Annotated in this window: 13 protein-coding genes and 1 pseudogene; 2 read left to right on the forward strand and 12 right to left on the reverse strand. The window is 46.3% G+C overall.

The features are described from left to right. Positions 1–177: 177 nt before the first annotated feature. Entirely contained in the window at positions 178–759 is a 582-nt protein-coding gene (locus ACOBQJ_RS10965) for a GNAT family N-acetyltransferase (protein WP_421071809.1), read from the reverse strand. A gap of 273 nt (positions 760–1,032) precedes the next feature. Beyond that, positions 1,033–1,596: a YdeI/OmpD-associated family protein gene (locus ACOBQJ_RS10970; protein ID WP_421071810.1), complete on the reverse strand. Its 564-nt coding sequence runs from the start codon at positions 1,594–1,596 to the stop codon at positions 1,033–1,035. Between the two features lie 564 nt (positions 1,597–2,160). On the opposite strand from ACOBQJ_RS10970, the gene ACOBQJ_RS10975 reads away from it, so the two are divergent. Then, complete coding sequence (locus ACOBQJ_RS10975) at positions 2,161–3,039, forward strand: AraC family transcriptional regulator (protein WP_421071811.1); 879 nt, start codon at positions 2,161–2,163, stop codon at positions 3,037–3,039. A 300-nt stretch (positions 3,040–3,339) separates the two neighbouring features. On the opposite strand, the gene ACOBQJ_RS10980 is transcribed toward ACOBQJ_RS10975, so the two are convergent. The 8 genes and pseudogenes from ACOBQJ_RS10980 to ACOBQJ_RS11015 all read right to left on the reverse strand — a co-directional run bounded on the left by ACOBQJ_RS10980 (position 3,340) and on the right by ACOBQJ_RS11015 (position 10,083). After that, positions 3,340–4,071, reverse strand: a complete 732-nt coding sequence (locus ACOBQJ_RS10980; RefSeq protein WP_421071812.1) for a hypothetical protein — start codon at positions 4,069–4,071, stop codon at positions 3,340–3,342. Positions 4,072–4,233: 162 nt separating this feature from the next. Continuing rightward, positions 4,234–4,536 (reverse strand): annotated as a pseudogene (locus ACOBQJ_RS10985) (tyrosine-type recombinase/integrase); the annotation flags it as partial. A gap of 177 nt (positions 4,537–4,713) precedes the next feature. Further along, complete coding sequence (locus tag ACOBQJ_RS10990; protein ID WP_421071813.1) at positions 4,714–5,940, reverse strand: M48 family metallopeptidase; 1,227 nt, start codon at positions 5,938–5,940, stop codon at positions 4,714–4,716. A gap of 497 nt (positions 5,941–6,437) precedes the next feature. Further along, the gene (locus tag ACOBQJ_RS10995) at positions 6,438–7,622 is read right to left on the reverse strand and encodes a DUF362 domain-containing protein (protein WP_421071814.1); all 1,185 of its coding nucleotides are present in this window, start codon (positions 7,620–7,622) and stop codon (positions 6,438–6,440) included. Positions 7,623–8,137: 515 nt separating this feature from the next. After that, positions 8,138–8,860 (reverse strand): LiaF domain-containing protein, encoded by a 723-nt coding sequence (locus ACOBQJ_RS11000; RefSeq protein ID WP_421071815.1) that lies wholly within the window; start codon positions 8,858–8,860, stop codon positions 8,138–8,140. Between the two features lie 26 nt (positions 8,861–8,886). Beyond that, the gene (locus ACOBQJ_RS11005; protein WP_421071816.1) at positions 8,887–9,162 is read right to left on the reverse strand and encodes a LiaI-LiaF-like domain-containing protein; all 276 of its coding nucleotides are present in this window, start codon (positions 9,160–9,162) and stop codon (positions 8,887–8,889) included. Further along, positions 9,162–9,572 carry a PspC domain-containing protein gene (locus tag ACOBQJ_RS11010; RefSeq protein ID WP_421071817.1) on the reverse strand — a complete coding sequence of 137 codons (411 nt, stop codon included), beginning with the start codon at positions 9,570–9,572 and terminating at the stop codon, positions 9,162–9,164. The genes ACOBQJ_RS11005 and ACOBQJ_RS11010 overlap by 1 nt, the downstream gene beginning before the upstream one ends. A gap of 97 nt (positions 9,573–9,669) precedes the next feature. Continuing rightward, positions 9,670–10,083 carry a secondary thiamine-phosphate synthase enzyme YjbQ gene (locus ACOBQJ_RS11015; protein ID WP_421071818.1) on the reverse strand — a complete coding sequence of 138 codons (414 nt, stop codon included), beginning with the start codon at positions 10,081–10,083 and terminating at the stop codon, positions 9,670–9,672. A 124-nt stretch (positions 10,084–10,207) separates the two neighbouring features. On the opposite strand from ACOBQJ_RS11015, the gene ACOBQJ_RS11020 reads away from it, so the two are divergent. Next, positions 10,208–10,459, forward strand: a complete 252-nt coding sequence (locus tag ACOBQJ_RS11020; RefSeq protein WP_421071955.1) for a DUF1540 domain-containing protein — start codon at positions 10,208–10,210, stop codon at positions 10,457–10,459. 76 nt (positions 10,460–10,535) lie between these two features. Here ACOBQJ_RS11020 and ACOBQJ_RS11025 read toward each other — a convergent pair whose 3' ends face one another. Continuing rightward, entirely contained in the window at positions 10,536–11,444 is a 909-nt protein-coding gene (locus ACOBQJ_RS11025) for a PLP-dependent cysteine synthase family protein (protein WP_421071819.1), read from the reverse strand. 71 nt (positions 11,445–11,515) lie between these two features. Continuing rightward, positions 11,516–12,307: an enoyl-CoA hydratase/isomerase family protein gene (locus ACOBQJ_RS11030; protein ID WP_421071820.1), complete on the reverse strand. Its 792-nt coding sequence runs from the start codon at positions 12,305–12,307 to the stop codon at positions 11,516–11,518. Positions 12,308–12,356: the final 49 nt, after the last annotated feature.

A 12,356-nucleotide genomic window follows, 5' to 3' on the forward strand; every position in this document is an offset into this window, starting at 1 on the left:
CCTGCCCAGTTGACTACTACCTCAAAAGCAAGCTCAATGAAGCTGCTTGATATTTACCAACAAACTAACACGGGAAGGAGAAAACTTAAATTTTTAAATCCGTGTTCTTTACAAGGGGAGCATTATATACATCATATTATGCTCATACTGTACATCTTCGTAATTTTAAACTTAGAGTCATGTTCTTAATACTTCAATTTCTGCAATTGGAATAACCGGATCAGGCGCGTCTGGATGCTCTCCAAGCATCTTTTCCATCCAGATCATATCGTACCAGGTGCCGAATTTATAGCCGCATTTCGTAAAGTGGGCTACCTTTGTAAAACCTAAATGTTCATGAAAAGCTGTGCTTGTATTGTAGAGATGTACATCCTCAATAGATGTATATGCAATACAGGCATTCAGGTTGATAATGTTCTGGCGCTTAAGGATATCCTCCAAAGTAAGATATAGCTTTTTGCCCAAGCCTTTACCTCTGCAATCTTGCTTCAGATACACGGTAGTTTCAACGGCCCAATTATATGCCGCACGTTCTTTAAACGCCGATGCATATGCATAGCCAACAATGCGCTTCTCTTCCAAAGCAACGATGTAGGGATACATCTGCAATGTGTCTTTAATTCGCTGTGAAAACTCAGCAACAGACGGTATGTCATATTCAAAAGTGATGGCAGTATCCGTAACATAGGGGGAATAAATTTTCAAAATTTCTTCTGCGTCAGCCTCTGTTGCCATCCTAATCGAGACATCTGTGTTCATTTTTAGGCCTTCTTTCACTTGATTGCTATAACCACATTATATAAATAACTGGAACTTTAAATCAAAATATCCTTCAAACCTACTTACACAACCCGCGCCTGGACGGCGCGGCCTAAAATATTAGCAGAGAGCATCAAATCGCTATTCAAATAATTCCTAAGTATTTACTTCTTTCATAACTTTTTATTGTTAATACTCTAAACATTCCTTATATCTAAAACTATTTAAAAACATACTCACCGAAATTTCCTTTAATTCCCCTCGGAGATTTTACTACATTGGTTTTAAATTTAAATTCAGCCTATCTATTATTTTCTCTAACCTTCTTTTTTTTGCATCATCAGATTTAGCTTCCAAATATAGCCCAGTATAGTTTTTTCTAACAGAAAACGACATAGCCTGAAAATTTGTGAATGCTGGTTCCTTGCCTTTTATTAGTTCTGTAAACATTTGTACGTTCTCTTCTGAAATAGGTGTCGACTTTGGGGCATCCCACATTCCATTTTTCTTTGCTTCTTCAACTTTTATTCGGCCAAAATCAGTCATTAACCCTTTAGATTCAAGCTCTCTTACCAGATTTTTATTTTTGTCTGACCATTTACTTCCTTTTCTTCTTATTGAAAAGTATTTTAAGTACTTTGTTTCGTCAATGCTTTGCATTTGTCCGTCAATCCAACCAAAACATAGTGCTTCTTCAAGAGCTTCACTAGCCTTAAGCGTTTTAATACTAGCTTGTTTACTGAATACCAACCAAATTCCATTACTAGTGGTACAATTGTTAGATAACCAATTTCGAAAATTCATTCTTGATTCAAATAAGATTTGTTCCAAACTCATGCACCATCCTTCATATCATCACTATATCTTAAAACTACGAATAAAAACTATAATTATTACGTCCGCGCCAGGACGGTGCGGCCTTTGCACGATATGTCGTATAACGTTCTGAGAAGTCCCGCAGCGTCATACTACACTCATCTATTCTAAGTTGCGGGACTTCTCTGTTATATGATGCGGTGCGCCCCCGAAGCCTAGCCTGTACAACTGCCACACTCCTTGTGCCCCTCCGAATGATCTCGTTTCCCATATTAAGGTTTTTGTGAAGTTATGAGTTCTCAAGAAAGGTTTCATTGGCACTGGTTCCGCTTTCAATTCATAGCGGTAATTTTTGCGTTATTTACTTCACCTTCAAGAAAATAATCCATGCCGCTTCTCAGGAAAAAACCTAGTAGCAGAAGCAATGTCGCGACAGAGCAGCCGACAGCAGGACAAGCCTGGGCAGGCTCCGGAAATGTCCCCGGGTTTTTAAAAGGAATTGACTCTCCGATATATTCCGTATAATAAATATCGAGTGGATATCAAATTTTTACGATAAAATGTATTTGCAAAGGAGGGAAACGAATGTTAAAAGAATTCAATAATTTAATGGATTACATTGAAACACATTTAACGGAAGAAATCTCTGGAAAAGATATATCAAAAATTGTAGGAGTATCTGATTATCATTTTAAAAGAATGTTCTCGTATATGGCCGGAATGTCATTGAGTGAGTACATCAAAAATAGAAGATTATCCGTTGCGAATGATGAATTAATAAGAGGAGCAAAAGTGACAGATGTTGCCTATAAATATTGCTATCAATCTTTAGAGGGATTTTCAAGAGCGTTTCGAGAATGGAGTGGTTTTCTGCCCTCAGATGTCGCTCATAATAACATTCAAAAATCTTTCCCTAAACTTTCCTTTCATTTAGAAATTAAAGGAGGAATATCGGTGGAATTTAAAATTGAAAAGAAAGAAAAGTTCAATATTGTGGGGGTATTTACAAGAGTGCCCCGACAACCCGAAGATGTTAAAAAAGCTGTTACAGAATTGGCCAAGTCAATTACCGAACAACAAAGAAATGAAATGAGTCAATTAGGTGATTTATATCCTCAACAAATACTGCAAGTAGGTTTTCACTTTGATGAAGATAACTTGGAAGAAAAAGACTACTTTTCATATATGATGGGTTTTGCAACGACAAAAGAAAACACCTTCAATGATTTAAAGCAAATTTCAGTTGAAGAAAGTTTATGGGCTATTTTTCCTAATCAAGGATCATTTCCTGCAACCGTTCAAGAAACTAGTGCAAAGATTTTTACTGAATGGTTGCCTTCTTCGGATTATGAATTAGTCGAGTTACCTGGAATTACTTTCGTAAAGAAAAATGGTACATTAGAAAATGTATATAGCGAAATTTGGGTACCAGTAAAAGAAAAAGCTAGTAATAAAGTCGGCTGATTATACTAATTATAATCATTAAGTTATCACAAAGGGCTGAGAACTCTATTACAAGGGATATTCTTAGCTCTTTCTTTCCGTAATACCCTCGACCTGAAAATCACATCTATAAAAAAGAGACTCATAAGCTCCCGACCCGCTGCGTACCGTGTCATATAACGTCCCGAGTATTGCCGAAGCGTCACAACCACATTGATCTGTGCAAAGTTTCGGCAATACTCTGTTAAATGAAGTTGGTCGTCCCCATATTCAGAGGGCGACAGGACGTCGACCCCTTATATTATTGTTATAACTTGTTTTTTACATTGCTTCTTCACTTAACCATTCTTTACTCCGAGAACAATATAAATAGCTTGTGTTATTATAGCAGATCTTCACATGATCCCCAATATTTAGATATTCAATTACTGATTTCATAGTATTAAAAATATTGTCATTCTCATTAAAGTCTACTGACAAAAACGATTGAATTTTCTTTGCCATGATAACAACTTTTGGAAATCTTTTTGAAAAACAGTCATGCATTTTTGCTGATAAATCAGCTGGTGCTACATATGCGTATAACGCTAGTCTTATTGCTGAGTATTTCTGCAAGAAATCATTGTTTGCAAAGCCTTTAAAGCCAGTATTTCTAATGAATTGCATTTGTTTTAGTCTAGTTTGCGAAAAATATAATGAATCTAATTCATATATTCGTTTTAACTTATCTTCTACTTCTAAATCTAGAATTAATGCATTAATTGAACACGCAAAAGCATTCTCTCCTTCAGCATCAACATTAATTGCCCTTGTATCAGGTAAATCCCTTTGCATTTGACATAAGTGTAATAATTCATGTACTAAGTTAACTTCAAATTCATATTGTGGTAAGTTCTCATCAAGCCAAATATAGTAATTAGTTTCATCTTGACCGCACTTTCCAAATGAACCTTTTTCCTCTAATTTGTAATATATTACTGGTTTATTTAGTTGCTCTCTGATACCACTTTCAATATTTATCGTTTTCGATGATAATATTTTTCCAAGTACCATTATTTGTCTCCTTTATTTTCCATGACTACTTGTGTCTTAATCCGCGCCAGGACTGCACGGTCTTTGCGACCAATTTCATTTAACTTGTGGATTCGCGCACTAAAAAGTTCGTGAATCCCTCTAATACTGGGGTGTTAAACGAACTAGTTCGTGAATATCTGCTTATGTAGGTATGTCCTTCCTGTTGCTTTTTTGCCTGGTAATCAGACTGTCCAAGGGGCTTTGGATTCTTCCTATATGGCGCTCACTGACATGGGTGTATATTTCAGTGGTTTTGGAACTTTGATGCCCGAGCAATTCCTGTATATATCGCAAATCAGTACCGGCTTCCAGCAAGTGAGTAGCAAAAGAATGCCGGAGAGTGTGAACCGAAACATCTTTCTTGATGCCGGCTTTCTCTTGCGCCTGCTCAAATATCTTTTGTACTGATCGCTCGTGCAAATGACGGCCTGGCTCGGCGCCGGGGAAGAGCCAATCCTAAATATTAATAATGGATAATGGTAACTGAGTTGTATACTTCTGCCTTTTGTTTCAAATTCCTACATAGCATTGTCATTTTTTTCAATATTCTTACGGGAAAGTCACGGGTAGGGTTGTGAGCAGGTACGGTGGAAGTTAGACCATGTGTGGAGTATGATTTTTTTATAATGCTTTACCGGCCTGCTCAATTGTTTTAATCCTGGTCAGGGCGGGCGGGTGGCTGTAGCTGAACCACTGCACGAAGGGGGCCGGGGCCACGTCGGAGAGGTTGCCGGCGGCCAGGTCTATTTCCAGGCGCACAGCGGCCGGGACGTCCCCGGTAAGCATCACGGAGGTCCGGTCAGCTTCTGTTTCCATGCGACGGGATATATAGTTCTGCAGGGGGCTTCCGGCGAAAGAAGTAATCAAAAAGAAAAGCAGTATTACTGACCAGGTAACCGGGCTGCGCGTTACATTCGGGACGGTCACACGCAGCAGCAAAAACAAAAGGTACCATAGGATGAAGTTGCCAATTATCCCCAGGGTCATGCCCTGAATTATGTGCCCTTTCTGCCAATGAGCCATTTCATGGGCCACCACCGCTTGCACTTCGTTCAGCGGGTATGCTGATAACAGGGTGTCATACAGCACGATCTGCCTGGTGCTCCCCAGTCCTGCGTAATAGGCGTTGGTCCTGGTGGTGCGGCTGCTGGCGTCCATGACCAGCACCTCGTCCACAGGCAGACCGGCTTTTCCGGCCAGTTCCCGGACCATGGAAGTTACTGCGGGGTCTGTGGCAGGCGTAAAGCGGTTGAACAGAGGGGAAACCGCCACCGGCCAGATAAAAGTCTGAATAATAATCCAGACTGAAAGAAAAGCAGCGGCGGCCAGCCACCAGGCGTTGGGCCAGCGGCTCATCAACCCGAAGAGGATAAGGACACCGGCGGCTGACAGGACCAGGCTAATAGCGCCCTCCTTAAAATAATCACTCCACCAGGACCCCATGGTCTGGGTGGAAAACCCCCACCAGTGCTGCCAGTAGTAGCTGTTGAAAAGCGTAAAGGGCAGGTTGATAAGCTGCAGTAAAAACCAGAGAACCAGGAAAAACAGCAATAGACTGCTCCAGAAACCACCACCTACTGTTTGCTCCAACCACCGTGCCAGCGCCGCAGCCCGGCCCGTGAAAATAAACCAGGCCAGGAAAGCGGCCTGGGCGAAAATCGAGAAAATATAGACCAGGCGGACAGCCCTGCTGTACTGACGGCCTCGTTCCACCTGCTCCGCACTGAAGTATAGAAATGTATCGGGAGCGGCCTTGCCGGGAAAAAGGGTGAACCAGACATACAGCAGGCCAAGCACACCCACCCCGGCAATCAGGATTAACCAGATCATATTGAAACGAGGCTGCATTATTAACCTCCTCAAATTTTTAATCATCTCACGCAGGAAGCTGGGGGATGGTTCTTTGGACCGTGTCATAAGGACAGTTCTTTCTAAGAGGCTTTTTCTCTCGATCGTGTCATGAGGACAGTTCTGTTGACACGCTTTTGTCTCAAGATTTAATAATAGTAATCGTGTCAACAAAACCGTCCCCAAGACACGCTCGGTGGACGGCTTTGACCCTGGAGATAGGTCACGAAAATTGTCCCCTGATATGGACACGCTCCCGCGTGAAGCTTGAAAATTGCAGGTGCGACTTTAGCCGCACATTGGCCGGCTGAAGCCGGCCCTACAACAATTAGCCAAGCGGGTTCAACACCATGGGCTTTGCATAGGGTATTTGTCGGCAGCCTGAAGAAAGCACCTGTCTCACTTGAACACTAGGAGCTGGGGGACGGTTTTTTTGCTTCCCCGACATTGAGGCTCCCTTTATACTGGGAAGCTAAAAGAACCTTCCCAATGCTTCCCTATTTAAACAGGACCCGGCCCAGCCAGGGCCTAATGATTTTGACAGCCCTCTGCGGGCAAAGTTCCTGGCAGCAGAAACAGCGAATGCATTTATCCAGGTCGGGCGACGGTGTTTTCTTGTCCATACTGATGGCCCCGGCGGGACAGATGCGGGAGCATTCGCCGCAGCTGATGCAAATTTCCGGGGAAAACCCGGGGGAGGGGCGAAGCCGCCTGTTAAGTGAACTGATCAGCCACCCCGGCAGCCTGCCGTGCGTATTGGATTTTAAAAGGTCAAAATCCCTGGCTTTAGGAGGCAGGCGAAAACGCAGCCTGGGCAGGGAAACCGGGTCGCCCAGCAGGCTAACGTCTGATAAATTCCCGCTGATATAACCCCTTTCAAATGAAACCGCGATAGTGGGTACTTCTTCAGCCCTGATTCCCACGAGGGCGGAGGCGACCAGGTCCAGCGTGAAAGGGCAGGCGCTGCCCAGGAGCAGTCCGATCTGGACAGGCTCACCACCGGATGGTCCCTCCCCTTCCATGCCTACCACCGCGTCCATGAGGTGCAGGCGCGGCGAAACAGCCCTGGCGACGTCCACCAGCATGGCTGAAAATTCTTTCGCTCCGGGCATCCGGCAGTGGTATTCCGCCTTTTTCAGGCCGGGAATTACACCAAACAGGTTCTTAACAGCTCCGGTCATCCTGGTTAAACCATGCGTCTTCAGCTTGCTTATGGAAACGACCCCGTCCGCCCGGGCTACTTCCTCCAAAACTGTAACCCCGGCCACGATGCCTCCGGCGGGGACTTTGGCTGTTGTTTCCGTTGTATTAAAATTAAGGACGGCCCCGCTGCGGGAAGCCGCTTCGGTCAGGCCGCACCCCTTGTAGACCCACTGCAAAATCCGGGAATTAAAAGGCCCGCCCGGGCTCTCCGCAATTACAGCCCTGCCGCCCGCCCCGATCACTGAGCGGGCTGCCGCCTCAATGACGGAGGGGTGGGTTGTTACCGCCTCGTCCGGGCTTTTCCTGATCAGCAGGTTTGGTTTGATAACAATGTTTTCACCGGGCCTGACAAACTTTTCCCATCCCCCGAGAAGCCCAACCAGCCGGTTTACCGCTTCTTGTACGGTTGCCGGGTCATAGCCGGGGCATTCGACTATGGCAACGTCCTGTTTCAGGCTTTTCTCCTTCTCAATCTGCATGCTCTCTCCTTAGAATATATACAAACCCTGTAATGCTAAATAACTCCCGGGTAAACATTTTGACAGGATTTACAGGTTAAAGGATTAAAAAACATTTTTATCCCAGGTTGTTGACAATATCTCCATGGTTGAATCCGCTTGGCATTTGAGCCGTTGGACATGAGTCGTGGGACGTGGGATATTTGAGTTGTAAGTCGTGTGCGTGGGTCGTGAGTATCCGGGTATTACTCTGTAGGGCGGGATTTATCCCGCCAATCCAATCGGGGACATTCCTCGGCCTAAGAGTCCGGCTCCAAACAGAGGTGTGTCCCCATTCCGCTAACCGGCTGAAGCCGCACCTACACCTCTCACGCCACACGTCTCATTTCTCACGTCTCAATGGAGCAGCTGTTTCACCATCATTGACTTTGCTGTATTAATTTGTCCACACTCTGGGATTTAAAAAACTTTTTTAAATCATTAAAACCATGTTAATCAATGCAAATCCTGTTAATCCTGTCAATTTGTTTTTGCATTTAGTGTTTTATTTCTACGCCGCCCATTATTGCGGTACACCGCAGGACCAGCTTTGTGCCGCTTGCGGGCTCACCCTTGTATTGAGACTTCCTGGTGGCGATAATGCCGCCGCTGTCCTCGTCGAAAAACTTCACGCCGCCCAATACGGCAGTGCCCTCGTAATCAACCGTGATCTCCGGCGGCACGATAATTTTAATGCCGCCCATAACGGCCGTGGCATTTAAACGGACCTCTCCCTCAGGTATTTCAGCGGCGTTCAGGTCCATGTCGACACCGCCCATCAGGGCAAAAAAACTTCCGTCCTCCAGTTTCCAGCCTTTTTGCTTCAGTTCAATCCCGCTCATAAGAGCCCAGTGGACACCGCCCGAGCCGGACGTGCCCCTCAACAGGCTCCAGCCGATTAAAATTATCACCACAGGCCAGAACAAGCTCCAGAATATAGAAAAGTCCAATTCATACAGGTCCAGGTTGTTCCCGATCACGAGCAGGCCCAGGGCAACCAGGACCAAACCTGTAATTAGCGCCCCGGAATTTCGCCGGTTCCCCGATTCGGCCGGAATCAGCAGGTCCAGACCCCAGAACACAAGCAACAACGGCCAGTAAGTTGCAAACAGGTAACCCACGCTGACATCAATAATATTGAAGTTGTTGAGAAGCAGTATTACACCCAGGGCGATAACCGCGACGCCGAGCAAAAAGGAACTCCTGCGGTAAGGTCTCATCAGCAAAACCTCCGGCACTTAGGTATTTAAAAGATTTGACAGTTAAAATCAAAAACCAGCCTGGGAGCGTTAATGAATAAAAACACAACTCCCCCTACCAGACCCAGTATTATTATTAGCCCCAGCCATTGGGGAATCCTTCCATTACCCAAGAAGCTGATACCAATTATTATAATTATGATTGGCCACATTTTTTGCAGTTGGGTTATAAGATTCCTGGTTCCATAGCCGAGGTTAATTAATAGAGCTATTACACCGGCCAGAATAAAAGCCAGGCCAATTACAAAATTGCCTATTCTCATCAACCTGACCCCTTCCTGTCCCTAAAAACGATGAAAAGCCCCAGTGCGATCAACAGCAGAGGCCATGAATAGCGCATAAAGTCCCGGGGCAGTATTTCGTACGCGAGAAGTACAATCCCCAGGCCGATCAGCAGGAGACCGGCATTGCGGCGGGCAGTTTCTCCGTGCGGACCCTTTTCTGGTTTGACTCTGGCCTCTCCCTGCTCTGCCTTAGGATATCCGAATGTATCTTTTTCTTCGGGAATGATAATAGCAGCGGCAATATAGGCCAAAACACCCGCACCGCCAGCAAAAACAGCCAGTACCCATAATAACCGCACCAGAGTCACGTCAAATTCAAAGTATTCGGCCAGACCTCCGGCCACTCCGGCAATAATCCTGTTTTTCCGGGATCTGTACAATTTGTCCACCTGCACCCCACCTGCAGCCATACCGGCAAATTCAATTCTAAGTTATTATTTCAATACAGCATAGCTATGATTCATAATAAACAGGGACTTTCCGGTCTTATTCACCCATTACCTTGATCACAACTCTTTTTTTTCTTTGCCCGTCAAACTCGGCATAATAAACCTGCTGCCAGGGGCCGAAATCCAATCTGCCGCCCGTAACCGGTATGATGACCTGGTGGTGGACCAGCAAGCTTTTTAAATGCGCGTCCCCGTTATCCTCACCGGTCTGGTGGTGGCGGTAGGCCTTGCCGTAAGGCGCCAGTTTCTCCAGCATCTCGTCAATATCATGAATAATCCCCTGTTCATCGTCATTGACATAGACACCGGCGGTAATGTGCATAGCCGACACCAGTACCATGCCTTCCTGAATGCCGCTTTCACGAACCGCATTTTCCACTTCGCCCGTCACGTTGATATATTCGCGCCTTTTGCGGGTGTTAAACCAGAGATATTTGGTATGAGATTTCACATGGACCCTCCTCGTATAATTTTATTTTTATCAAATCAAGAAAAATTTTTAACTAATAAAAAACTCTTATCTGTTAAAAATACAGGAGAATACAAAATTAAAAGGAAAGGGTTGAGCAAGGTTGATGAATAATCAGCACATCCACTGCATTGTCAACGACTGCCACTACTGGAACCAGGGGAATATGTGCCAGGCCAACGAGATCCTGGTGTCCACCGATGAATTCGGCAGCAAGCAGCCGGACCATATTGACGCGGCCACGGCCAAACAGCTGACTCCGGCCTCGGCCGGTTCCTGCATGGCCACCTGCTGTAAAACTTATGTATCCAAGGGTTCCGGCCAGATTAAGGCGGACACCGTAAAACGGATGTCTTAGATTTCACAAAGACCCGGCTAACCTACAGCCGGGTCTACTTTGTAAATTCAGTATTGTTGCTTTTTAGATTATTAGGCTAAAATGAACATTCGGCACAGATTGACCTGAAAAGGGTGGTGCTTAGATAACGGTCGCCGCGGTCCGGCAGTATTGTCACTATAATGCCTGATTCCATGGTCCTGGCAATTTGCAGGGCGCCTGCCACTGCAGCGCCGCTCGACATGCCCACAAAAATTCCTTCCTTGGTGGCCAGCTGTCGTGCCGTTTCATAGGCCTCGTCGTCCTCCACGTTGATCTTTAGGTCCATCTGCGAGGGTTTGTATATCTTGGGGACAATGGCTTCTTCCATATTTTTCAGCCCCTGGATGGCATGTCCCACATAAGGTTCCACCCCGACCACTTTTATAGACGGTTTCATGCTTTTTAAGTACCTTCCTGTCCCCATCAGGGTCCCGGTTGTGCCCATCCCGGCGACAAAAACGTCGATTTCCCCTTCCGTCTGCGCAAAAATTTCCGGGCCGGTAGTCTCGTAGTGGGAAAGGGTGTTGTTTATGTTCGTAAACTGGTCGGGCATATAATATTTATGAGGTTCCTCCTGGACGATCTTGCGCGCCATCCTGATGGCGCCGTCGGTGCGTTCTTCGGCAGGGGTGAGCAGGACTTCCGCGCCGTAAGCCTCAAGTATGCGGCTCCTCTCCTCGCTCACACAGCCCGGCATTACCAACTTGACCCGGTATCCCTTGGCCGCTCCAATCATCGCTATGGCGATGCCGGTGTTGCCGGACGTGGGTTCCAGTATAATCTTGCCCCTGGTAAGCTCGCCTGATTCTTCAGCTTTCTTGATCATGTAATACGCGGGGCGGTCTTTTATTGAGCCGCCCGGGTTGTTTCCTTCCAGCTTGGCGAATATCCTGACTTTGCTCCCGTTATTGAGTATTTTTAATTCAACAAGCGGTGTGTTGCCGATAGCAGATAATACGTCCAAAATTTTTCCCTCCAGTTGTCCCCTTTGATTATAATTAACTGCTTATATTAGAAAATTAAATATCCAGCTTTTCAGGACCCCTTGAAAAAAGGCTTGCGTTTTTTCAGGAAAGCGTCCAGACCTTCCTGGTAGTCGTCGCTCCGGGACGCGTCCAATACACCCTGGCGCTCCACCTCCAGCTGGCGCTCTAAAAGCGTCAGCAGGGTCTGGTTTAAATTTTCCTTGGCGATCGCAAATGAGCGCGTGGCGCCGGCAGCCAGTTTTTCGGCCCACTGGCGTGCCGCCTCTGGCAGTTCCTCCGGCGCGGCCACTTTGTGGACCAGGCCCATGGCCAAAGCCTGTTGCGCATCGTAAACAGGATCGAGGAAAACCATCTCGCTGGCCCTGGCAAAGCCTGCCAGCAGGCCGACCCACATGCTCCAGCCGACGTCTGGCGCCAGCCCGAGGCTGGTGTAGGCCTGCTTGAATTTTGCCTGGCTGGAGCAGAGCCGCAGGTCGCAGGCAAGGGCCAGCGACATCCCGGCGCCGCCTACCGACCCGTTTATCACAGCCAGCACCGGTTTCGGCATCCGCCTGATCTCAAGGACGATCCTGTGCAGGGGTTCCAGTACCCGGCGGACCGGTTCAGCGGGATCCGAGCGGGCAAACTGCTCAAAATATTTTATATCGCCCCCGGAACAAAAGGCTTTCCCGCTGCCGGTAAGCACTACAACCCTTATTTCCCGGTCGGAGCTGCAAATCTCCAGGGCGCTGCGGATTTCGTTTGATATGTTTAAATCGAGAGCGTTGAAACTGTCGGGCCGGTTCAGGGTAATGGTTGCGATAGAGCCGTCTTTGCAAAAAAGTATATCCTTGAAAGACATGTAACCATCCTCCTCAAAAATAACGGTATCAATATATTTATTCGATAGG

This window comes from Pelotomaculum propionicicum (assembly GCF_048984525.1).
In the GTDB taxonomy this organism is placed as follows: domain Bacteria; phylum Bacillota; class Desulfotomaculia; order Desulfotomaculales; family Pelotomaculaceae; genus Syntrophopropionicum; species Syntrophopropionicum propionicicum_A.

Coding starts and splice junctions, on each gene's coding strand:
- ACOBQJ_RS10980 (WP_421071812.1), bottom strand. CDS start 4,071: ATGGTACTTGGAAAAATATTATCATCGAAAACGATAAATATTGAAAGT.
- ACOBQJ_RS11030 (WP_421071820.1), bottom strand. CDS start 12,307: ATGTCTTTCAAGGATATACTTTTTTGCAAAGACGGCTCTATCGCAACC.
- ACOBQJ_RS10970 (WP_421071810.1), bottom strand. CDS start 1,596: ATGAGTTTGGAACAAATCTTATTTGAATCAAGAATGAATTTTCGAAAT.
- ACOBQJ_RS10975 (WP_421071811.1), top strand. CDS start 2,161: ATGTTAAAAGAATTCAATAATTTAATGGATTACATTGAAACACATTTA.
- ACOBQJ_RS10990 (WP_421071813.1), bottom strand. CDS start 5,940: ATGCAGCCTCGTTTCAATATGATCTGGTTAATCCTGATTGCCGGGGTG.
- ACOBQJ_RS10965 (WP_421071809.1), bottom strand. CDS start 759: ATGAACACAGATGTCTCGATTAGGATGGCAACAGAGGCTGACGCAGAA.
- ACOBQJ_RS11005 (WP_421071816.1), bottom strand. CDS start 9,162: ATGAGAATAGGCAATTTTGTAATTGGCCTGGCTTTTATTCTGGCCGGT.
- ACOBQJ_RS11020 (WP_421071955.1), top strand. CDS start 10,208: ATGAATAATCAGCACATCCACTGCATTGTCAACGACTGCCACTACTGG.
- ACOBQJ_RS11000 (WP_421071815.1), bottom strand. CDS start 8,860: ATGAGACCTTACCGCAGGAGTTCCTTTTTGCTCGGCGTCGCGGTTATC.
- ACOBQJ_RS10995 (WP_421071814.1), bottom strand. CDS start 7,622: ATGCAGATTGAGAAGGAGAAAAGCCTGAAACAGGACGTTGCCATAGTC.